23 protein-coding genes are annotated in these 23,135 nt (G+C 37.4%); 5 read left to right on the forward strand and 18 right to left on the reverse strand.

The window, feature by feature from the left end; translation table 11 throughout:
- Positions 1-104 precede the first annotated feature (104 nt).
- Positions 105-533, forward strand: coding sequence for a hypothetical protein (locus ABMA72_RS06925; RefSeq protein WP_392857379.1), 429 nt, complete (start codon positions 105-107; stop codon positions 531-533).
- 23 nt (positions 534-556) lie between these two features.
- On the opposite strand, the gene ABMA72_RS06930 is transcribed toward ABMA72_RS06925, so the two are convergent.
- Positions 557-1,201 (reverse strand): hypothetical protein, encoded by a 645-nt coding sequence (locus ABMA72_RS06930; RefSeq protein ID WP_392857381.1) that lies wholly within the window; start codon positions 1,199-1,201, stop codon positions 557-559.
- Positions 1,202-1,364: 163 nt separating this feature from the next.
- Here ABMA72_RS06930 and ABMA72_RS06935 point away from each other — a divergent pair, with 163 nt between their 5' ends.
- Positions 1,365-2,111: a hypothetical protein gene (locus tag ABMA72_RS06935; RefSeq protein WP_392857382.1), complete on the forward strand. Its 747-nt coding sequence runs from the start codon at positions 1,365-1,367 to the stop codon at positions 2,109-2,111.
- Positions 2,112-2,138: 27 nt separating this feature from the next.
- On the opposite strand, the gene ABMA72_RS06940 is transcribed toward ABMA72_RS06935, so the two are convergent.
- The 4 genes from ABMA72_RS06940 to ABMA72_RS06955 form a co-directional block, all read right to left on the reverse strand.
- Positions 2,139-4,058 carry a serine/threonine protein kinase gene (locus ABMA72_RS06940; RefSeq protein ID WP_392857384.1) on the reverse strand — a complete coding sequence of 640 codons (1,920 nt, stop codon included), beginning with the start codon at positions 4,056-4,058 and terminating at the stop codon, positions 2,139-2,141.
- A gap of 61 nt (positions 4,059-4,119) precedes the next feature.
- Positions 4,120-4,641, reverse strand: a complete 522-nt coding sequence (locus ABMA72_RS06945; protein WP_392857386.1) for a hypothetical protein — start codon at positions 4,639-4,641, stop codon at positions 4,120-4,122.
- A complete protein-coding gene (locus ABMA72_RS06950; RefSeq protein ID WP_392857387.1) occupies positions 4,631-5,359 on the reverse strand; it encodes an alpha/beta hydrolase in 729 nt (242 codons plus the stop codon). Before ABMA72_RS06950 ends, ABMA72_RS06945 begins: the two co-directional genes overlap by 11 nt.
- A 6-nt stretch (positions 5,360-5,365) precedes the next feature.
- Complete coding sequence (locus tag ABMA72_RS06955) at positions 5,366-6,157, reverse strand: GYF domain-containing protein (protein ID WP_392857390.1); 792 nt, start codon at positions 6,155-6,157, stop codon at positions 5,366-5,368.
- A gap of 164 nt (positions 6,158-6,321) precedes the next feature.
- Between ABMA72_RS06955 and ABMA72_RS06960 the strand changes: the two genes are divergently transcribed.
- Positions 6,322-7,932: a hypothetical protein gene (locus tag ABMA72_RS06960; protein ID WP_392857392.1), complete on the forward strand. Its 1,611-nt coding sequence runs from the start codon at positions 6,322-6,324 to the stop codon at positions 7,930-7,932.
- Here the strand turns inward: ABMA72_RS06960 and ABMA72_RS06965 are convergent.
- A complete protein-coding gene (locus tag ABMA72_RS06965) occupies positions 7,929-8,993 on the reverse strand; it encodes a Crp/Fnr family transcriptional regulator (protein WP_392857395.1) in 1,065 nt (354 codons plus the stop codon). The two genes, ABMA72_RS06960 and ABMA72_RS06965, sit on opposite strands and share 4 nt — an antisense overlap.
- Positions 8,994-9,037: 44 nt before the next feature.
- Positions 9,038-10,204, reverse strand: coding sequence for a thiolase family protein (locus ABMA72_RS06970; RefSeq protein WP_392857397.1), 1,167 nt, complete (start codon positions 10,202-10,204; stop codon positions 9,038-9,040).
- Between the two features lie 119 nt (positions 10,205-10,323).
- Between ABMA72_RS06970 and ABMA72_RS06975 the strand changes: the two genes are divergently transcribed.
- Complete coding sequence (locus ABMA72_RS06975; protein ID WP_392857398.1) at positions 10,324-10,758, forward strand: hypothetical protein; 435 nt, start codon at positions 10,324-10,326, stop codon at positions 10,756-10,758.
- Positions 10,759-10,852: 94 nt separating this feature from the next.
- On the forward strand, positions 10,853-11,194 hold the full coding sequence (locus ABMA72_RS06980) for a hypothetical protein (RefSeq protein ID WP_392857399.1): 342 nt from the start codon (positions 10,853-10,855) through the stop codon (positions 11,192-11,194).
- A gap of 37 nt (positions 11,195-11,231) precedes the next feature.
- Here the strand turns inward: ABMA72_RS06980 and aspA are convergent, their stop codons facing one another.
- From aspA to fliF, 11 genes are all read right to left on the reverse strand, one after another.
- Positions 11,232-12,650, reverse strand: coding sequence for an aspartate ammonia-lyase (gene aspA / locus ABMA72_RS06985; protein ID WP_392857401.1), 1,419 nt, complete (start codon positions 12,648-12,650; stop codon positions 11,232-11,234).
- A gap of 90 nt (positions 12,651-12,740) precedes the next feature.
- Entirely contained in the window at positions 12,741-14,021 is a 1,281-nt protein-coding gene (locus tag ABMA72_RS06990; RefSeq protein ID WP_392857403.1) for a flagellar hook protein FlgE, read from the reverse strand.
- 132 nt (positions 14,022-14,153) lie between these two features.
- Positions 14,154-14,621, reverse strand: a complete 468-nt coding sequence (locus tag ABMA72_RS06995; protein WP_392857404.1) for a TIGR02530 family flagellar biosynthesis protein — start codon at positions 14,619-14,621, stop codon at positions 14,154-14,156.
- A 10-nt stretch (positions 14,622-14,631) separates the two neighbouring features.
- Positions 14,632-15,495: a flagellar hook assembly protein FlgD gene (locus tag ABMA72_RS07000; RefSeq protein ID WP_392857405.1), complete on the reverse strand. Its 864-nt coding sequence runs from the start codon at positions 15,493-15,495 to the stop codon at positions 14,632-14,634.
- Positions 15,495-17,051 carry a hypothetical protein gene (locus ABMA72_RS07005; protein ID WP_392857407.1) on the reverse strand — a complete coding sequence of 519 codons (1,557 nt, stop codon included), beginning with the start codon at positions 17,049-17,051 and terminating at the stop codon, positions 15,495-15,497. Before ABMA72_RS07005 ends, ABMA72_RS07000 begins: the two co-directional genes overlap by 1 nt.
- Before the next feature lie 80 nt (positions 17,052-17,131).
- The gene (locus tag ABMA72_RS07010) at positions 17,132-17,665 is read right to left on the reverse strand and encodes a hypothetical protein (protein ID WP_392857410.1); all 534 of its coding nucleotides are present in this window, start codon (positions 17,663-17,665) and stop codon (positions 17,132-17,134) included.
- 1 nt (position 17,666) lies between these two features.
- Positions 17,667-18,125: a flagellar FliJ family protein gene (locus tag ABMA72_RS07015; RefSeq protein ID WP_392857411.1), complete on the reverse strand. Its 459-nt coding sequence runs from the start codon at positions 18,123-18,125 to the stop codon at positions 17,667-17,669.
- Positions 18,126-18,130: 5 nt separating this feature from the next.
- Positions 18,131-19,501 (reverse strand): FliI/YscN family ATPase, encoded by a 1,371-nt coding sequence (locus ABMA72_RS07020; RefSeq protein WP_392857413.1) that lies wholly within the window; start codon positions 19,499-19,501, stop codon positions 18,131-18,133.
- Positions 19,488-20,303, reverse strand: coding sequence for a FliH/SctL family protein (locus ABMA72_RS07025; protein WP_392857414.1), 816 nt, complete (start codon positions 20,301-20,303; stop codon positions 19,488-19,490). The genes ABMA72_RS07020 and ABMA72_RS07025 overlap by 14 nt, the downstream gene beginning before the upstream one ends.
- A gap of 28 nt (positions 20,304-20,331) precedes the next feature.
- A complete protein-coding gene (gene fliG, locus ABMA72_RS07030) occupies positions 20,332-21,363 on the reverse strand; it encodes a flagellar motor switch protein FliG (protein WP_021266524.1) in 1,032 nt (343 codons plus the stop codon).
- 42 nt (positions 21,364-21,405) lie between these two features.
- Positions 21,406-23,067 (reverse strand): flagellar basal-body MS-ring/collar protein FliF, encoded by a 1,662-nt coding sequence (gene fliF, locus ABMA72_RS07035; protein ID WP_392857416.1) that lies wholly within the window; start codon positions 23,065-23,067, stop codon positions 21,406-21,408.
- Between the last annotated feature and the right edge of the window lie 68 nt (positions 23,068-23,135).

Below are 23,135 nucleotides of genomic sequence, written 5' to 3' on the forward strand. Positions count from 1 at the left end.
ATAAGTAAGATTAGCTGATGGTCAAAGATTACCATCTCAAACTGCCTTTAAAATGGTGGTAAAATACTAAGGTGGCCATCGCCACTTCTAGGATGGAGAAAATAATGGGTAAGTTAGTAATCGCAATTTCATTAATGTATTTATCGTCACAATTTTCTTTTGCAAGAAAGCCAGCGGTAGAAGATACATACTCTTCTTCAATTGAAGAATATAAAGAAGTTGAACCTTCAAAAGCTAAGGGTTACGATTTTTCTCCAACAAGGAAGCCTTCGACAGCAAAGACTGAAAGAGTCCATAGCCCAGAACTTTTAAAAGTAGAAAGCTATACAGAAAGTAATGCTTCAGAAAGTCTACTCTACCTTTTCTTTATTCTTCTTCCTATTGCTGTTAGTGCCTATACATTCTTTAGAGCGAATAAAGACTCTTACGCAAATAGTTTAAAACGTGAAGAGTCAACTGATCACTCTAATGTAACTCACCTATCAGATAAGAGAAGCTCTAAAGAATCTGATGAAGTTAAGAAAGCTTCATAAGAATCATTCCAAAGATTTCAATTTTATTTTTTATATGTTTGAGACCACTTACTCCCATTAATATGGGAGTAAGCTTTATAGACTGAACCACTAGAGATAACGACATCCAGTTGTCCATCTTTGTTAACATCCATGAAGTTTACGAGATGTGCTCGTTTATAAAGGCCATAATTATCTTTATTCTCTTGCCAGATTTGGCCAAAATTATGAATTTTAATATTATCTAGCTGACCATCTTCAACAACAATTCCCCATAAATTAGATGAGCCATAAGTATTGATATAATTAGTGCTGCCGTTGAATTGATAAAAGAGTGTTGCTGTCTTATTATCAGCAATCTTTCTTTTTTTGATTCGATAGAGATGAGAGTTAAATCCTGAGATTGGAAATTTATAACTAAAGATAAGTCGCTTCTGTACGTCATAGATCTGAAGAGTTGGTATTCCATCAACAATTGATGTCCCAATATACTCTCTTACGATATCCCCATTAATATCAACTTGATATAAGGCCGAATCTTTCTTGTAATGTACCTTCTCTTTTTTCTGCTCAACTTCCTTAGTCCCTTGAGTATAGAAATCATCGAGAAGCCAAGCATCCTGAGCAATACTATTTGTTGAAAATAATAAGATCGGGCAAAGGCCAATCATCCACTTTAATGACAACATATGTTAATTATAACATTGAGTTCAAATATCCACAGCACTATGCTCTTTTATTCCCCTATTTAACCAAAAACAGCTACAAACCTTGTTCCTGCGGGCATACAGCATTGACGTATGCTCGACTAATTCGATAATATTTTGCAATAGGACACACAGAGGGGACATAATGCAACGCCAGATTGGTTTTATTAAAAATCAGAATCAAATTATTATCAGAGATCTAAACAGCACGACTAAGAGCAAAATTGCTGATGTATCAGAAGTGTCTGAAGAGAACTTTGACTGTATTTTCTATTCTCCTGAATTATTAGAAGAAGAGAGCGTCCACAACTTTCTAAAGAAAGAATCAAAATATACTCCCCTTCATGAACTCGGTACGTTCTTTGAAAACTCTGAACAATTTGAAGCGGAGTCAAATGAGAAGCTTGAACAAGTATTTAATAAGATCTCAAGTAATTGGATCCTTCAAAATAATATCGTTCTCTTAGAAGAACTTTTTGAAGTTGTTGATCACCTTAAAGCTTTATGGCCAAATGATAGAACTGCTTTCTTTGAAGAGCTATGGCATATCTTTAAAATCAACCTTGGTGCTAACAAGTTAAAGCTTATTTATAATGATATTGAAGACGTTTCAAAAAATAGCGACAAGAAAGCATTAGTTCACATCACGATCGATGGTGACAAGAAGCCAAATCCTGTCAAAGGTAAAGATTTTGAAGCAAAGCTTATGAAACACTTTGAAGAAGAATTCGTGAATGCTTTCCAAATAGTCGAGTATAACGAAGATAAGGGTGAGCTAACAATTTGCGGAAATATTCTAAAAAGCCCTTTTATTATCATGGCAAATATCGGCCAAATTACAAAGCTTCAAGAGTCAGTTCTTGCAACACTAATCAAAGCATTATCAAGATAAAAAAAAGGCCCGTTTAACGGGCCTTTTTTATAATAATTTACAAAGATCAACAACTTTAGAATTCTGAATCTCAAAGCTCACCTTGTGTGGCACAGAGCTCTTTGAGTCTTTAATGACGACTTCATACTCTTTTGGAACACTATCACCTTGCGAGTTCATACCTGTCGCAAAAGGAATTCCCGGAACAAAGCGAATTGGTAATTTTTCTTCTCTTTGCTCTCCAAATAATTCAAAGCTAATCGATCCACGGATACATGCAGAGCTTGTCTGTAGGTAACCATAATATGCCTTGGCCATCGACTCAACTTGAATATTGCGAGACTCGCCTTCCTGAACAGAAATATCTTGTGCAATAAAGTGCTCACGTCCTGTCTTTTCAACTCGAATTGTCAGTAGTTCATTTGCACGAACTTTTAATCGGTTTAGAACATCAACACTTTGTTCAACACCATTGATATATAACTTATCTTTATTTCTACTGAAGTTTTTAAGCGTAATCGTTCCATTTTGATTACTTGTTGGAGCGCGCTTAGTTTTCGCTTTTTCACCTGGCGCCTCTACAACCTCTGTCGGAGCTGACGACGAGTCTTTTAAGAATGGAATATGATCCTTAGCGAAGTAAACTCCTGCTGCAATCGCTGCAATAGAAGCAACATGAATGAAGTAATTCTTCTTCTTTGTTTCAACTTTCTTCTTTTTCTTTATACGCTTAATTTTTGTACTCGCACTTGTTTTATTAGAACGAATATCAATCTTATTAATCTTTGTTTTTGCCGATCTTGATGCCATATCAAGCTTAGGTATTGAACCTTCAACTTGGATATCTGTTTGTTCATCAATATCAAGCTCAAAAAGGGCCTCTTTCTCTTTTCTCTTCTTAGCATCAGAAGATTGAGTTGCATCAACGCTAGCATTTGAAGTAGGCTTGCCTTCTGTTTCATTCTTATAGTCTCTAATATATGGGCCTAGTTCAATTTGACCAAACTCATACATTCTTTCGCGATCTACTTTAATCTCGTCTTTAAATAGTTCTTTCGCGAAGTACGAAAGATCTGAAGAGTTAAAGTCTGGATACGTTGAGTATAGGAACTTATTAAGAGCGCGAGCAAACTCTTCAAGGGATTGATAGCGCTTATTACGATCTTTATGAAGTGCTTTTAAAATGATCTTATCAAGTTCTTTTGGAACCATTGGATTGATTGAAGAAGGAACTGGAATTTTACATTCCTGAATCTTCTTTAAAACAGCTAGATCATTTGAAGCTTTAAATAATTTTCTTGAGCACAGCATTTCCCAAAGAGTAATTGCCGTTGCAAATAAGTCATAACGTGGATCAAGGTCTAATCCATCTAAGTATTCAGGAGCAAGGTAAGATAACTTCCCTTTGATTGTTCCCGCTTGAGTCGCTTCAGAGTTTGTTTCAGACTTTGCAATACCAAAGTCAATAACCTTAACAGAGCCATCAAAAGTTAACATGATATTGTGAGGTGAAATATCACGGTGAATGATATTAGCAGGCTTCCCTGTCAGCTTGTCTGTAAATGTGTGAGCATAGTGAAGACCTTGAGCGGCCTGAATCGTAATGAAAGACGAAATTTCTACTGGAAAAACATAATTATGTTCCTTCAGTTTATCGATATATTGTTTTAGGTTTCTCCCATCACAATATTCCATTGCAACGAAAAGCTGGCCATTATGAAAACCATAGTCATAGGTCTGAACAATATTTGGATGTAGTAAACCAAAGGTCGTTTTAATTTCATCCATAAACATTGTCTGAAATGCTTCATCAGATGAGAATTGTGGTTGAACCATTTTAATGGCAACAATTTTATCGGCCTGCTCCCCCAGAAAGCGCGCTCGACAAATCTTGGCCATACCACCATCAACTAAGTGATCTAGAATAAGGTATCGACCAAATCTTTCAAATTTCTTTTCTTCACTCATTACTAAAGCTCCTCGCATTTTTATCGGAGCTTTTAAGTTCAAACTTTAGATAAGTTTTTGACTAAAAATGCAGAGTTCTCGTTCTGAAATTAGGAAATTTGATCTCTAAATCACCGATATCAGATGTCGCACAGAGTGTTTTACTCTTGTATAAAGACAAAAAGAATTTATTGAAGTCAGGATGATTAGCAATGGCCAAATCAAAGTCATTTGTTACGACTGGCTGAAGCTCTTTCGATAAAACTTGATTATAAAACATTGCATGTGAAATTCGGTCAGAGTCTAAACTAAATGTAATGGAAACATAGACCGCTTTACACTCTTTTAGACGTCTTGATTCACTTTCAGAAAACCACTGCCAAAATGGAGAGCTTGGTTCCATTTTTGTTAAGAAAACATCATACATAAGATTTAGTTCTGAGTACCAAGATAGACGTTGAAATGTTAGTGCTTCATTCCAAGGCTTAGCGCCAGCAGTACCACCCTTGATAATTGATTCACCACTTTTGACAAAGTTCTTTGTCATATTTCCGCATGAAGTTAATAAAAACAGGGCAAAAAGAGCTAAAATTTTAGTTTTCATGTATCCAATTATAAGTTTCTTTGAAAATAATGTCTTGTTTTTTTATGGTCTTTACAGAATTAAACTCTGGGATCTCTATTTCATCTCTAAACTCACTCATAATCGTCTCAAAGATAATACTATCCTTATTACTACTAAAGATTAAGTTTCTACATTCCATGAAATAGACGTCTAATTGAACTTTTTTCAAGATTTGGTTAAGAACGATTAAGGTTCTCTTTGTAACAAAGTTATTAGCTGTTAAATCATTACTCTGCTTTGATAACTTAATATGAGAACGTGACAGAAAGTTTGGTTGCCAAGGTATTTTGGAAATCAATTCATTTTTAAGATTCTTATTAAACTCTGTGCGAATCTTTGGATTTAAAAAGATATTACCTTTTACATTATCGAATAAAGTAGAAAAAAGTAATGATATCAATGCCCCCTGATTAACGGACAAAGTATAGACCTCATCGCCTTGAGCAAGTTTACTATGGTGATAAAGTTCATTTAAAAAGTTCTTAACTTGATTGATACTTTCAAAGTGTCCACGTGTCCCAGAGCTTAGTCCATGGCCAAGATAATCAAAGGAAACAACATTAACTCCTTCTTCGACAAGCAAAGGAATCAAACTATCATAGGTATAGTGGCCACCACCAATATCATGAAAAAGAATGAGGGTTTTAGCACCCTCTTTATCACAGCGATACTCACGAATATAGATCGAAGTATCCATCTGAGATTAACCGATATAGCTTTTGATCGAGCTTTCTGCTTCATCAGATAAATTAACAAAGCGTAGAGCAAAACCTTGGTTTTCATTTAAGTGACGAACCACAAGTCCAGAAGCAATAAAGTGGTAATCAGTATTTTCAGGGTGAACATTTAACGTTACTTCATCCCCTACATTGAATGGAAAGTTTGAAACAAGAACTTGCATTCCACCAATTGAGATATCGCGACAAACACCTTCAAATACTTGTTGAGAATCATGGAAGAACATACGTGCCACAAATGGCTTGCGTTGATTAAGTCTTCTTTCATCGTCAGTAATTAAAGGAGGAACAGAGCCCATGACTCTTTTTGCGATTGGAGTTTCTGCAAGGAAAACCCATTCATTCTCACCTGGAATATAAGCGAGAGTTTTTTCATTGATACGATTTTGTTGATAGGCCTTTTGTAAATCAATCACACTAAATGGGCCATACTCTACTTCATCTGTACCGCGATCAAGTCCAATTTTTATGGTAATGATTTTTTCATCATCTTTGATATCGTCCCATGAATAGAGAACAACATGCTGATCATCAATAACAGGAGGCATATCAAGCTCAGGAGGTAGCTCATCGACTACTCTTTTATTTAACAAGTGTCCTAGCTCAGTGGCCTCAGAAATTAACTTCCAATTATCAAAACCCTTTGTCCAAACATAGCTATCAGGTGTGAGCTTCCCCTTTCCAAATAGAACTTCAACCTCTTCCAATTCGACAGGTCCTACTCTTTCACCTTTTTCAACGTAATACCATTGTGCCATATTCTTCTCCGTTTGCTTTGACCTTCCTATTTTAACCTGTTGATATCATTAACAAAATTAATGAAAAATATTGCCCCTAAGAAGCATCAAATGGGAATAATACTTTAGTAAAAAAGGCCGAATTATATTTAAGTTTTATTTTTTCTTAACCGAAGAGTTAATTGATGAAAAAGATCTTAATCGTTTTGACATTATTATTTATGGCCTCATGTGCGAAAGAAGAATTTGCGACTCGCAAGAATTCAGACTCATTTGGGACAGATCCTACTCAAACAGTTAACAGTGAAATGTGTTCTAGATTTACCTATATTAGGCCACCTGTTGATCTTCTCTTTGTATGGGATAATTCAAAAAGTACGAGCTTTATTAGCAACCAAACGAAGACTGCATTAAATAATGTTGTTAATGATATTGCGGATCGATTCGACTACCAAGTTCTTATGGCGCCACTTATCGGTTCGGGCAATAGTGAAACCTACTTCTTTTCTCGTGAAGGAATTAGTCCTTCAGGGGTGACGACAGTTTCTCGCTATGCCGCTTCAAATGTTATCTCAAATTTCAGTCCGGGATCAGGGACTCGTGAAGGTGGACTGTCACGAATTAATGAGTTGGTAAAACTTAATCAATTAAATGGTGCTCTTAGAAAGAATGCCCATACAATTATTGTCATCATGTCTAACGAAGATGATAACTCTTGGAACACAACAGGAACAAATTTATCAAATAATCACGCACTCGCTGTTAAGTATCGTAAGGCCATGGCCCACGACCTTCTTTGTATGCGTGGTAATTATAATGGAGCGCTATACTCTCAGTCTCTTTACTCGAGTTTTGACAAGCAAATGCTAGGAACAACTCGCAATACAGCGGCAACTTTTAATGAGTCATGTAGTAATGTCGGAAGCTATGAGCTTAACTCATCAATGCTAAGACTTATCTCACTTGCACCATCTGTTGACCCAGAGTCTTATAGCTGTCCACAGATCTCTAAAGGTGAGAAGAACTTTAATTATCATGGTGCTAGTGACCTGATCTATAATCAGCCTTATGAAAACTTAAGTGGAAGTAATCCATATCCATTCCCACGTTCTAATAATTCATACAATGGCTTTGGTTACAACGATAATGTCGATGTTTGTACTCAAAAAACAAGCTTCAATAATGTTTTTGACCATGTCTATAACTCAATTCAAGATGCAATCTTACACCATAAGTATAACTACTGGAAAGTTGCTGAACCAGGAGCTCGTATTGATACGAACTCTCTTATTATTACAAAGTATGTAAGAGGGAGCTCTCAAGCTGGAACACCAATTCTTGAAGGTACAAGTAATGGCTATACATATATTGGAGAGAGAGGAAATTTTGCGACGAGATACTCTCCTTCAGTTGGAGAGGAGCATTCTGGTCACTTCATTCGTCTTAATGGGAATGCCATTGTGGAACATCCAGAATGTTTAGTTGTCAGTTACCAAACACCACAAAACTTCTATGGATATGTGAAGCTTAATAGTAAGCCTGTTGAAAGCTCGATTACACTTAAGATTAATGGCCAGACTATTAATAAGAGTTCAACGAATGGTTGGCAGTTAATGAAGTCAGGATCAAATCCTGCTTACTACTCTAACTTCAATATTAAGATTACAAGTCCGACAGATGACACACCAGCAATTCCAGTCATGAATGAGACAGGATATTTCCTAAAACTTTTTGGAAATGCTGTTTACAGTGATGGAGCAAACGTTGAAGTAAACTTCTATCCAACAGGAAATTAATAACTATTGCCGGCCTTTTCTTCATTGATACGTTGCCAAGCAACTTGAAAGATTAGGCCCGGTAGAGTTTTAATTAACTTATCGATATCTACCATATTCGTCATATTACCTTTATCATCCACAAAAATATCTTCCACAATTCCAGTAAGGATAGCGGGACGAATATCTTCAGGACTGACAATGGCCTCACCTTCTTTTAGCTCAGCTATAATTGCAGTTAAGTCGGCAGATGCTTTTCCTTTAGTAATACCTTTAGCAAGGAGTTGATTCTTCATTCGAGAAAGAATGAGATTACATTTCTTTGATGTTTTTGTTTTCTTATCATCTGTTTTTATTTTTTCTGCATTAACAAAAGCAACAATACTTCGAAGATTTTCTAAGTTAGGAATCTTAACAAGTTTTGGTTGTCCATCCTTATCATCTTCCATGCTAATTAAGCCTTCTCTTTTTAGAAGTTCAATCATCTCTTCAAACTTGATTTCTGAAACACCAAAAATATCGAATAAGTAATAACGAATAGAGCTGATATGAATGCGGTGGGCACCGTCCTCACCTTTTTGAGCGTGTACTTTTGATGAAAGATAAATTCCTGCAAGAATTCTTAGTACATCAGTTGTATGAAAGAAAACATACTCACCAACTTTACCATCTTTACCAAAACCAACAGAGTTGGTCTCAAGTGCTTTTACACGATCATTCGTCTTCCTCAAGCGTTCAGCAAGAGTATTAACGATTGTTTTAAACCACGGATTAAGTCCCTGCATCGTCTTATCGAACGCAGAAAATGTGACACGAACAACATCTGTAGGAACAATGGCCGCAGCAGAACAACTTCTTCTTGAACCTTTATTATCAAAATAGGCCATCTCACCAATTACTTCACCGGCGCGAAGAATAGCGATTTCAACAAAGCCCTGCCCTTTTGGGATATAGAGTCTAATTTGTCCTTTTTGAATAATATAGAGAGAATCTGCTGGATCGTTTTGGTTGAAAAGAACTTCACCCGCCTTGAAACGTACGATACCAGATTTATGTTGTTTTTGTGTTTGAGCTTGGGCCATCCATAGTCCTACTTAAAAAGCAGGACTACGAAAGTCCTGCTTATTTATTTAATTTTTTCTAATATCAATGATAACGCTTCACCGCCACCGATGCAAATAGAGGCCAAACCGTACTTTGCATTTTGGTTTTTCATGGCAGTCATAAGAGTTACAACAATACGAGTCCCTGAAGTTCCGATTGGGTGACCAAGAGATACACCTGAACCGTAGATATTAAGTTTTGCGTGATCAATTCCCATCTCTTCCATTGCGGCCATTGGCACAGCTGCGAAAGCTTCGTTGATTTCAAAAACATCAATATCTGAAAGTTTTAGTCCAGTTTTCTCTAAGTTCTTTTTCATTGCTTCGATTGGAGCAGTCGTAAACCAAGTTGGCGCTTGAGCGTGTGATGCCCAACCAACGATTTTAAAATCTGCTTGGTCTTTATACTCTTCACCAGCAAGAACAACAGCAGCTGCTCCATCATTAATTGTTGAAGCGTTAGCAGCAGTGATTGTTCCATCTTTTTTGAAAGCTGGTCTTAGACCTGGAATCTTATCAAATTTTGCTTTGAATGGTCCTTCGTCTTCAGAAACAACAGTGTCACCTTTACGGCCTTTGATTGTTACTGGAGCAATTTCATCTTTAAAGATCCCTGCTTCAATTGCAGCTTGAGCTCTTTTAAAAGACTCAATTGAGTATGCATCTTGTGCTTCACGAGTAAGGTTATATTTTTCAGTACACTCTTCTGCACAATTTCCCATTGCTTGGTCAGAGTAAACATCCCATAGTCCATCCCATTGCATAGCATCTTTAACTTCTGCTGCACCAAATTTTGCAACACCAGTTCTAGAATTCATTAGTAAGTGTGGAGCTTGTGACATATTTTCCATACCACCAGCAACAACAACTTGGTTGTCTCCTGTCATAATTGACTGAGCACCAGAGATGATTGTTTTCATTCCTGATCCACAAACTTTATTAATTGTTGTACATGGAGTTGCTTCACTTAGACCTGCAAAAATCGCAGCTTGGCGAGCTGGAGCTTGTCCAACACCGGCCTGAACAACGTTACCCATAAATACTTCATCAACTTTATCTTTAGCGATTCCTGCTTTTTCAACAGCAGCTTCGATTGCAGTTGCACCTAAACGAGTTGCTCCAACTTGAGAAAGTGAGCTTAGAAAACTTCCACTTGGTGTTCTTGCACCTGATAAAATATAAACGCTCATTATTTACTCCTTTTATTTAGTCTTAATTAAAGTCCAGATATATTGACACACAAACGGTGGCTTGTTAATTATCTTCTACTTCTATATAGATTTTCACAGCGTTAAAAAGGATATTGCGAATGCTTTCAAGAACAAACGGGCCATTTTTAATTGATCTTCCAAACGAGTGGGCAGATTCGGTACTTGAACTTCTTCAAGATACATATCGCAACGAGTTATTTGACGCAAATAAAGTGTTCGAGATCTATGGAAGACTCTATAAAGGTGAAGTTCTTGTTATGGCCTCTCTTGTTGATACATCAAACGATGCAGCCGCAGCAACAACTTACTTCGCATCAATGGACCTTGAAGAAAATGGGGACCACACAAAGCTTCTTGAAGGCCTAGTAGACTCAATCGGTGCTTTCTTCGATCAATTCTTTGCAGACGAAAACTGGGACGACTACCAGGACATGTGGAAGGAAGAAACTTTCAAGGGAACAACTCTATACTGCAAAGTGACAAGAGAGAATGTTGGCCTCACAATCCAGGCCGATAGACTTCTCAATCAATAACACACAGCACCCACAGCTTAACTCACGTTAACTTGCCAGAGCCACTTATCTCTAATAGCATTTTTATATAAATATTCATTAGAGAGGGATTTTTATGAAGAAGCTACTTTGTTTAGCGCTGCTACTTTTTCTAACTCAAAAGATTTGGGCACAAGAAGAAAGACACCGCACAGTGGAAGGTCAAATTAACTGGGGACCTTTTGTTAATTGTGAGATCTACAATAACTCACATCGACGTATGACAGTTCTTGATTATCAATACACGATTACATACACAAATGGATTTCAAAGAACTTTTAATTACCTTTGCCAGCATGGCTGCAACGTAAGAAGTTTTGATTTCACAAGGTTCTCAGGGCCAACGAATCATCCAAATATCATGGCCGCAACTTGCCGTGCCCATGTTTTTAAAGAAAGAAGAAATCGTCGTCATTAAAATAACGAAAAAGAAAGCCTCCATAATGGAGGCTTTTTTATTTATATAATTTTGCTCTGTACTTAGGCTTAATTAAGTTTTCAACAGATAAGACTTCATCAAGCTCTTCTTCAGATAGTAGCTTCTTCTCAAGAACTAACTCACGAATCGACTTTCCAGTTTTAACCGCTTCCTTTCCAATAACATCACCCATATGGTGACCAATAAATGGATTTAAATACGTAATGATCCCAACTGAGTTAAGAACCATATTTGTCGTATGTTCTTCATTGGCAGTAATCCCCTCGATACATTTCTCTTTTAACGTCGTGGCCGCATGGCTTAGAAGATCAACTGATTCAAAAAGAGACTGAGCAATTACTGGCTCCATTACATTTAGCTGAAGTTGTCCGGCTTCAGCTGCCATCGTTATTGTCATATCATTTCCAATGACCTTGAAACAAACTTGATTAACAACTTCAGGAATAACTGGATTTACCTTTGCTGGCATAATTGAAGAACCGGCCTGAAGCTCAGGAAGATTGATTTCATTTAAACCACAACGAGGTCCAGAAGATAGAAGTCTTAGGTCATTACAAATTTTTGAAAGCTTAACGGCTGTTCTTTTAAGTGAGCCCGAAATCATGACATAAGCTCCACAATCTGAAGTCGCTTCAATAAGGTTTTCAGATTTTACGAAATTTCCATCTGTAAATTCGGAAAGAAAACCAATGGCCAAGTCAGAATAACGATCGTGAGCATTGAGTCCTGTACCAATTGCAGTTGCTCCCAGATTAACTTCAAGAACTAAGTCACGACAACGAGATAGTGATCTTACCTCTTCTCGAAGGTTAACCGCCCATGAGTGAAATTCATCACCTAGAGACATTGGAACAGCATCTTGAAGTTGTGTTCGTCCCATCTTTAGAACCTTTTCAAATTCAATACCTTTCTTTTCAAAGCTATCTGAAAGTCCTTGGATGCGCTCAATTACTTTAGTCATATAAAAGTAAACTGCGACACGAAAACCTGTTGGGTAAGCATCATTAGTTGATTGTGACTTATTGACGTGATCATTTGGATTTAGAACGCCATATTCACCACGCTTATGTCCATTCATCTCAAGTGCTACGTTAGCAATAACTTCATTAGTATTCATATTTACTGAAGTACCTGCTCCCCCTTGAAAGACATCAGTTGGGAAATATTTAAGATAATTATCTAAGTTGGCAAGGATCTCATCACAAGCGGCAATAATCATGTCGCACTTATCATCTTCCATTGTACCAATTTCTTTATTAGCAGCGGCCGCAGCCTTCTTAGTAAGTACCATTCCCTTAACAAAGTTAGGATAGTCCCCAATTTTAGCATTTGATATTTGAAAATTATTTAGGGCCCTTTGAGTGTGAATCCCGTAGAGCATTTCGTTATTTATTTCTAATTGTCCTAGTAAATCTTCTTCGATTCGATTCTTCATATAAATCTCCTATAGGAGTATTTAAACACAAGAACATAAAAAAGGCCCTCAAAAGAGGGCCTTCAAAAGCATAGGAGTATGAGTTATTTATTAACCCTTAATTCTGAAAATCTCTTGCATCATTTTATCTGCTGTAGAGATCGTCTTAGCATTAGCTTGGAAGTTTCTTTGAGACGTCATTAGATTAACGAACTCACTTGCGATATCAACGTTTGAAAGCTCGATCGATTTAGAAAGAACTTGTCCACGTCCCGCTTCACCTGGTTTCCCCATTGCTGGTTGACCAGAGTTTTTAGATTCTTTGAAAAGGTTTTTCCCCATTTTGAAAAGACCTTCGTTATTATCGAATTTTGCAATAGCGATTTGAGCGATATCTCTTGTCTCACCATTGTCATATACTGCTGTAAGGATACCATCATCATTGAATGATAGAGATCCAAGAGTTGCGGCAGAAGCACCATCTTGAGTGTGTCTAGCAACTGCAGAACCTGAACCATACTGAGTTGAAGCATCAGTACCATCTCCACCTTCAGAGATTGATTCACCCCAAGAGAACTCAATTTTTTGACCTTGTTGTGCACCTTTATTGAAGTTGAAAGAGTTTGAAGACTCGATCTCTTCTTGAAGTTGACCCTTATCGTTGAAGACAAGTTGACCTTGTGCCATTTCAACCATCTTACCAGCTTCACCACCTTGAGCATCAGCACCATCGGCCATGATTCTATAAGTCCAGTTATTATCAGCTGTTTTGTTATAGTATGCAGTTACAAGACGAGCCGTACCTACGTTGTCATATACTGTAATTGAAGAAGAAAAGTTTGAAGTTTCTTCTGGATTATTTGGATCGAATTGTTTTACAGAAACTCTTGAGTCAAGGTTCATTGAAAGCTTAACTTTTTCAGTTGCTTGAGCTGGAATTGTCGTGTTCCCTAGCTTAATTTCACCTTCTTTATTAGTAAGTGTTCCATCTTCATTTGATTTGAAACCAATTACTTTATATCCGTCACCGTTAACAAGCTCACCGTCTTTGTTAAAGTGCATTGAACCATCTCTCGAATATCCATTTCCGAATGGAGCTTTTACTTTGAAGAAACCATCACCTTGAATTGCAAGGTCAGTGATTGATTCAGTTCTTGCAACATCACCTTGAGTCATGATCGGCTTAATGTGAGCTAGTTTTGTACCAGCACCGAATTGATCCCCACCTTCGATCCCTTTTAGAGAGACTGCAAGTACATCTTGGAATTCTGCTCTTGAAGCTTTAAAACCGTTAGTTCCAGCATTTGAAATGTTATCTGAAACAACGTTCATTCCCGCTCCTGAAGCGCTTAAACCAGATACACCAATGTTAAATGATCGTAAAATACTCATTCGTCCCTCCTAGACTAAAACCAAATCTAAATTTTTAGATCTAAAAACGACTAAATGGAATAAGGATTTTAAAAGGTGTGTTTACAACGACAGGCAAACACAAAGCTTCCGTTAGGACCAGCTAATTAAATCTTAAACCAATACAGTCGAATCAATTTTTGTAAAAACGTTACTCTCTATACTTCCCTTATCTATGGCCGTAACCACCTTCTTGGCCGGCACGTCCACGATATAGGCTGCTTTATCTGTAATCACTAAAGAATCTCTTCCCCCCTTACTTTGAAGTTTCTGGAAAGCATCCTTTAGCTTAAAAAATTCATTACTATCAATATCAATATTTCTCTCTTGCAGCCTCTTCGCCGCATGAGTCGAAAGTTGAATTCCGTGTTCTCTTTGAGTTTGCGCTAACTGATCTAAGTGATGCGCTTTATTGATCTTCTCATTCGAGATCTGATCATTCAGAAGATTCTTAAATTCTGACTGAGCAGCTTCATTACCACCACTAACGTTACCAAGACGATTACGAAGATCAACTTTCTTCGAACCAGGAACCTGGCTTACATTTGGAATATGAAAATTTGAAATATCTTTAGTTCCCATTTATTTCCAATTATTGGTTAGCGGAATTGTTAATATTATTATAGTTTTGAGCCGCCCTCTTTTGCAATGCGGCAATATTTTTATCGTTCATTTCTGAACCACCATTAGAAGCTTGTTTGAAGCTATCAACGTCACGAAGAAAAACTTTTTTTCCATTTTCTAGTGTGAAAATTGTTTCTCCATTATCAAAATCAACAGCGTTAACAACACCTGTCGACTTTGTTTCACCCTTAAATTTATTCATGTCCTTATCAAAGGCCCAAACCTCAAGAGTGTAATCACCTTTTGCAGCTCTGGTATTATCAAGTTGACGTCCATTCCAAGTAAGAGTGTGTTGTCCTCTTCCTAGGTTTTCAGCTTCAACCTTACCAATTAGTTGGCGATTTTTATCATAGATATTAACCATAACATTCTTAGCTTCTTTATCTAAGAAGAATGGAACATCTTTTCTGAAAGATTGACCATCATAAGTAACTGATGAACCTTTCGTTAAAATTTCTTTTCCTAAGAAACTTGCACCAAAAAACTTTAATTCTTGTGGGTCATTCTTCCCCATATTTTCAAGTTTTTGATTCATATTTGTCATCTGCTCTAATTGAGAAAATTGAGCTAGATCTGCAGAAAGTTGCTTTTGATCCATTGGCTTCATTGGATCTTGATGTGTAAGTTGGTGAGAAAGAAGTTTTAGGAAACCTTCTTGTCCCATTTTATTATGATCTTTAGCATCAACGAATTTTTGATCAGCGATATTATTACCAGCAATACGGTTTAGTTCTTCACCAACTGAACCTTTTCCATTCCCCTTCGTCTGGCGAGGGGCCATACCGATTTGTGAAAATGAATTTCTCTGTTGTGGTTTTCCGATTCCTGGCATTATGCACCTATGCGTTCGCTATATTCTTGCCATCTTCTTTGACGGCCCTCTCTTGCATCTTGAAAACTATCAAATGCAAAAGAATCTTCATTATCTAATTGTCTCGCATAATCAGAATCATTTCCAGTCATTTTTGAAGTGGAGATTTTGTCCGATTGTCTTTCACTATTACGCTTTTCATTTTTGAAGCTCTCAGACTGAGATGCCGTATCACTCATTTGACCAGATGTTGCCGTATGAATTTTAAAGTCAGCAACTCTAACACCTTTCATATCAAGGTTCTTTAATAACTTAACTTCGTTTTCTTTAAAGAACTCTTTTGCTTCAATCGTTGTCGCTTCGATATTTAGTGCGATCATACCATTAGCATCTTTATTGGCAGTAACATTAAAATGTCCTAGCTCATTATGCTTAACTAGTACTTGTAAAGACTTACCGTTTTCAATACGATTCATCTCAATATAGTTAGTTACTTCTTTGATCATTTGATCTGCATTAGATACATTTGAAAGATCGAGAACTTCTGGAGCTTTGCCTAAATTGATTTCTGCTTTGAAGTCATTTGTTGCATTAGTATTTCCAAGAGCACCAATTAAATTATTTTGAACTTGCGGAGCTCTTCTATCGCCTTTTGTCGCAATATCAGATGAGAAGTCCTCAACTTTTGGTTCACTCTTCATACGAATAATTGAGTTATTCTTATGAGATGCTTCCTTGGCAAACTTATTCATATGAAGACTATTTGAAGTTTTCATATCATTTGCAACTTGGTTATTTAAAACTTGGCGATTTGCCAAGAAGTCTGCACCACTTGCAAGATTTTTATTATTTGTAGCAACTGACTTCTTACCTTTAAACAGGTTTGTCGAGGCCATTCTTAAAAGATTATTATCCTTCGTCCCCTCAACAGTTTTTTCAGGTGTCGCCTGTGCTGAATCAATAATAGCTTGAGTATTCTTTCCTAAAAGAGCATTTGTCTTAACACCCTCTGCAGCAAGTTTTGGAGCTTGTTTACTCTCAAAAGTTGACTCAAGTTTAGAATTAGCAAGCGATGTCTTCGCTTTTTGTAATTCAACAATATTCTTAGTCCCAAGAATATTATCAATATCACTATGCTTACCTACTGGAGTTTTTTCTGCTGAACTTAGAGTTGATATTAAAGAAGTCGGCGCTGTGTGCTTGGCCATGGCCTTTGCCATCTTTGGACTATGTGATTCTTTAATAAGGGTATTTGTATTTGCTTTTCCCTCTTTAAGAAGATCTCTAACTTCTTGATGAGAGATCTTTTCGTTAACTGGGTTTTTAAGGTTTTGCTTATCTTGCTTAAGTAACTTTGAATTTGACTTTGACAATAATCCCTCGGCCACATTCGTAGTCTGAAGTGATTTTTGTCCTTTGGACTCCCCACCTAGAAGTAGTTTACTAAACTCTTCCTTTTGTCCTTTTGAAAGCTTCTTATTGGCATGACTTGTAAGTAGGTTATCAACAGAGCTAGCTTTGGCCTGCTCTTTTGTCCCCTTTGCTTTTAAGTTATGTCCAATTAAGTTTTTAAGCATTACTCTTTGTCCCTTTCTTTAACGCCTTGCAGTATCTTTACATAAATTTACAAAAAAATTAACCATGGAAAAGTTTACCTCTACTTCTTCATCGTCATATATTGCTTTTGTAAGCGTGCTGAGATCTCTTTATCCATCATATTAAAGATCTTTGAAACCTTTACTGGATCGAGCTCTCCAAGAATCTTAATCGAGATTGATGGGTCCTGTTGAGATAATAAGTTTGCTGCTGTTTGTGGCCTCATATTGGAAACGACGTCAACCATATGAATGACGCGTTTTTGTTCATCAGAGTCTTTCTTATCAAGACATGATAGAAAATTCGTTTGATAGGCCTTAAATTCTTTAATTCGCCCCTCAAGTTCCTGTTGGTTAACAACAACTTGTTCTTGTTGATTCTTTAAGGCCTTTTCACGAGTGGCCAGCTCCTCTTCTTTTTTAAGAAGTTCTTTTGAGAACTCAATCAACTTTGAGCGGCCTACTTTCTTCATCTTCTTTTCAAGGGCCACTTCAAGTGCCTTATCAAATTCTTCTTGCGAATAAATCTTCTTCTCTTCTGCTGTGGCAGTTAGTGAAGATGATAATATTAATACTAAAAGAAATAACCTTTTCATTTTAAGCTTCCCCGGCCAATTTTCGAGCATGCCTCTTTGCCATCATTAATTCATCAATAGCTTCCTGGCGCTTCTTTTCAATGACCCTATTTTGTTCTGTTTCAAATTCATTTTTTAAATTATCAATTACTTTCACTTCACCTTTAGCAACAGAAAGTTCTTTGACCTTCTCTTGATATTGTCTCTCAACTGCATGTAATTGATTTTCTAAGACCTTAATTTCGTCTCTTTTAGATTGAATAAACATTGGAAAGAATTGAGCATTTCTTCCTGACGTATATGTATCAAAGAAGGCTTCTTGTGCCTTATATGTTTCTTCAATATCTTGGTGACACTTGGCAATTGCTTCGTTCAAACGGCCTTTTTCGATATTAATCTGCCCGAGTTCAAGTTTCACTTTTTGTTCTTTGAACTCTCTTAACTTTAATAGGCCTTGTAGTTTAAACTTTTCTCTACGCAATTATATTACTCCTCATATGAGTTATATGCTTCTTCTGCATACTTTGCGAGGCCAACCATTGAATCATATAGTTCATCAATCGTTTGGTAATGGTCCTCACCTTGCATTTGCTTTAATAAGTCGTTTAGTTGATCGATAATGATCATGGCCTTATCAACCTTAGGGTTCGAACCTTTAGAGTAAGCACCGACATTAATAAGATCTTCGTTATCACGATAAGCAGACATAAGATCACGCATATGTCCTGCAACAACTCGATGTTCGCTAGAAACAACTTTATTCATTACCCTCGATAGTGATTGTAGAACATCAATCGCAGGGAATTGGTTCTTTGAAGCAAGAGCACGAGATAAAATAATGTGTCCATCACTAATCCCCCTTACGGCATCAGCAATCGGCTCATCCATATCTCCCCCTTCAACAAGAACAGTATAAATACCTGTAATGGAACCAGCGTCAGCCTTTGTTCCCGCGCGCTCCATTAATTTTGGAAGCTGTGCAAATACAGTTGGTGTATAACCTTTTTGGCCTGGAGGATCTCCAGCACTTAATGAGATCTCACGAGATGCCATGGCAAAACGTGTAATTGAATCCATCATTAAGAGTACATCATTATTCTGATCTCTAAAGTATTCAGCAAATGTTGTGGCCACATAAGCGGCCTTCATACGAATAAGGGCGGAAGTATCGGAAGTTGCAACCACAACTATTGATTTCTTTAAACCTTCCTCACCAAGGTCGTGTTCAATAAATTCACGAACCTCACGTCCACGCTCTCCAATTAGAGCAATAATATTAACGTCAGCAGATGACTTCTGTGCAACCATCCCAAGCGTTACAGACTTACCAACACCAGAACCGGCCATAATAGCAAGACGCTGTCCCTTTCCTGCTGTCATAAAGGCATTAATAGCATTAACACCAGTATCAAGCATTTCACAAATCGGTGGACGCTCTAGTGGGTTGATTGGTTCTCCAAAGATTGATCGAACTTCATTTGATCTTTTAATTGGCCCCTTGCCATCAATTGGATTTCCTTGGAAATCGATAACACGTCCAAGGTATTGCTCACCAACATTGACTTTTGTGACAAGCTCTTTTAGAAATACTTTTGTTTCTGAATTGATTCCCGCTATCTCTGAATAAGGCATTGTTAAACACTTTGGCCCATCAATAGCAACAACTTCACCTAGACAACGATCACCAAACTCCGTTAAGAATTCAACATTAGAACCAATAACTGCGCGAGAAAGGTTTACTTCATAAAGCATCCCTTTTGAGGCACATACCTTCCCTACTTTTTGGTAAGGAGTGGCGTATTCATATGCCTTATGAATTGCTTCTAGATCTAATGTAGAGAAATTATTGTGATTCATCCGAGTCGTCCTCTGAACTTGCTAATCCTACTGCTTCAAATAACTTATCAAGACTATCGAGTTGCGTCTTTAAGCTACCATTGACAATACCGTTTTGAGATTCAACGACAATACCTGGTGCTTCTATATCATAGTCAATTTCAACACGAGTGTTAGTAAGTTCCCCAAGTTTACCTTGAACAACTTCTAAGACTTCAGGCATTTGTTCAAAATGCTTCTCATTGACACGAATTAGAAGGTTTTCTTTTGTTTGCGCTTCCACAATAAGCTTTTCAAGAAGACGAATAATATATTCACCATCATCTTTAAGCTCTTTAAGAACAATCCATTTTGCAATTGTTCTAAGCAGTGTATATGTTTGCATTTTTTGAGCAGAAAGAAGTCCTACTTGAGTACTTAAAACTTCTGAAACCATATCGTTTAAAAGAAGTATCTTCTCTTCCGCAGCTCCAGCAAGCTCAACCTTTACTTCTTCTCTTCCCTGCTCGCGTCCTAACTCAAGTCCTTCACGGTATGCATCTTCTTTGATTGCTTCAATTTGACGTGCAACCTCTTCATGGACAGCTTGAGTAAAGTCGCTCTCTTCTTGTGCACGTACACCTCTGTGTTCGTGTACGATAGGGTTTAGATCAAAACCAGTATCTTTGGCCATTTCTCTTTCAACGCGAATAATCTTCTGCTTCTCTTCAATTTCACGAATCGACATACCTTCGAAATCTTGAAACTCAAATTCCTCAACACTAGAGTTAAGTGGTTTTTGAGAGAAAGAGTGAAATTCATATTCTTTTACATCACGAGTCATACTACGGCCATCAACCTATTATTAAATATTAAACAAGGGCATCGCCATCTCCACCACGAGAGATAAACGCCTTACCTTGTTGTTCAAGTTCTTTACACTTATGCACAATTTCAGCTTGAGCTTTTTCAACATCAGAAAGTTTTGTTGGCCCAAGAGCATCAAGGTCTTCCTGTAGAAGAGTTGCTGCACGATTTGACATATTTCTAAATAGCTTCGCTTTAATCTCTTCAGGTGCTGTCTTAAGAGCAATAACAAGCTTCTGTTGATCAACTTCCTTAAGAAGTGCCTGGATACCACGATCATCAACATAAACAAGGTCTTCGAAAACGAACATAAGCTTACGAATTTCTTCTGCAAGTTCAGGATCTTTTTCCTCAACTCGCCCCATAATATTCTTCTCAGAATTCTTATCCATAAGGTTAAGCATATCTGCGATTGGCTCAACACCACCAAGTTGGTTTGTATCGATAGTTCCAAGAGTTGAAAGCTCAGTCTTAAGAACATCATCAAGTTGCGCGATAAGCTCAGGAGATACGAAGTCAAGGTTTGCTACCCTTAGAACAACTTCGGCCTGAAGACCTTCCGGAAGACGTCTAAGAACATCAACCTTACGCTCTGCTGATAAGTGCGCAATGATAAGCGCGATTGTTTGAGGGTGCTCGTTAATTAGGAAGTTTGCAAGTGTTCTGGTATCAACTAGCTCCAGTGACTCTAGTGTCTGGTTGGCACCAACATCAATAATTTGACCAAGAAGTTGCTTAGCTCGATCTTCCCCTAGAGCGTTTACAATAAAGTCTCTTGATGAGTTATCAGAGAAAAGTAGATCATTTTCTTCGTTAAGTTCAGAATAGAATTCTTCAAGAACACGCTTGATCATCCAAATTGGCGCTTTCTTAACATTAGACATCGCATTGATAAGACGCTTTACGTCGTTATCGCGCATATGTGCGAATATAAGTTGTGTCGTACTCACACCAAGAGAACTAAGCAGAAGTGCTGCTTTGTCTTGTCCTGATAGTAGCGAGTATTCTACATCTGGGTCTAATGATTGATCGGCCACTTTTCTCTCCTCTTCCTTAAAGGGCTCTATTACTTATTATCATTACGCAATCTGCTTATCAGATTCCGTACTATGAATCATATCATGCACAATCTGTGCCGCTTTTGCAGGGTTTCCTTCAACCAGTGAGATGATCTTCTCACGTAGCATATTCCCTTCAATTTTCTCTGGATTAAGTTTCTCTTCAATCTGTGGAAGAGCATCCTCAAGTCCAGGTAGCTTTTGATTTGCTTGTACTTTTTCAAGTTCTTCAAGAGTTCTAGGTAAGAAGTCTTCTACTGTCTCTACCGCGTTGTCTGTTACCCATTGAATAAACGGACGAACAACAACGAAGAAGAATAGAGAAATCGTTAAACCAATTGCAAGATACTTAAAGATATTCTTGATCAGCTCTCTATTTTCACGCTCACGCATAAGAGCATCAATAGCTTCAAGATCTTCTTGTTGGAACTCCATATTCTTAATTGTGATAACATCACCACGACGGTTATCAATTCCAAGAGTTGAAGCAACGATCGCTTGAAAATTAGCGATATCAGCTTCTGACCATGGCTCATACTTAGTTACCGTCTTACCATCTACAGTCTGAGTCACATGCTTACCATCGACCATAACTGCTGCTGAAATCTTTCTCACTGATGCAGTCGGAGACTTTGAGCGAGTCACTTTCTTTGGTACGTTATAGTTTCGAGTTGCTAGCTCTTTCTTAACATCATTTCTTGTTTCAGGTACACCTGGTTGAGGTTGCTCTCCAGGTAAATTTGAACGTGCCCCAGGAATTCCTTGCGGAGAAGGACGTGATCCCTGTAGGTTTTGAGTATTTGTTACTTCAGAAAGAACAGCTTTGTTTTCAGAATCATAAGTTGTTTGAGTTGATACACTTTCAGTAAAGTCCATATCAACCGAAACCTTGGCGATAACTTTTCCTGCCCCAACTACTCTCGTTAAGATATCTTCGATTTGCTTTTCATACTTTCTATTAAGCTTTGACTCAAGAGCAAGACGATTTGCCGTATTGGCTGTCATTGCATCACCAATATTCTCAGAAAGTTTCTTCCCTCTGTGATCAAGGATAACAACACCCTCACCTCTCATTCCTTCAACAGATGAAGCAACAAGTGAAGAGATCCCTTTAATTTCTTGCTCAGTAAGAGTTACACCACGGTTAAGCTCAAGAACAACTGATGCTGTTGGTGGTTTCTTTTCAGAAACAAATGGTGAAGACTCAGGGATATTTAAGTGAACTCGAGCTCTTTTAACACCTCTTAGGTGCTTAATTGTTTTAATGAGCTCGCCTTCGAGTGCTCTTTGCTTATTTACCTTTTGAACAAAAGAAGTTGTTCCAAAAGATTGATTATCAAAAACTTCATAACCTACAGTTCCAGAAAATGAGAAACCTGAAGTCATCATTTTAAGACGTACAGTTTCAATCATATCCTCAGGGATACTAATTGTTTTCCCATCTGCAGAAGTTTTCTTCTCGACGTTATTCTGACTTAAGAAGACCTCAACCTTTGTCATATCTTCTTTATTAAGATCAGAATAAAGAACTTTATAATTAGTGTGAGTGGCCCAAAGGACAACACCTAGTAGGAAGACTAGAATAACCCCAGTAACAGCAAAGAGAGAAATCTTCTTTCCTGCATCAAGTTCTCCATAGAACTCTTTGAAGTTTCTAAGCATTTTATCGAAAAAATCTTTCACGTATCCTCCTGACACCTGAAACTCTTAATTCATCCTAAATTAAGAGATCATTAACAACTAGTTATTAA

Origin of the sequence: Halobacteriovorax sp. CON-3, assembly GCF_043196995.1 — a bacterium.
Taxonomy (GTDB): domain Bacteria; phylum Bdellovibrionota; class Bacteriovoracia; order Bacteriovoracales; family Bacteriovoracaceae; genus Halobacteriovorax_A.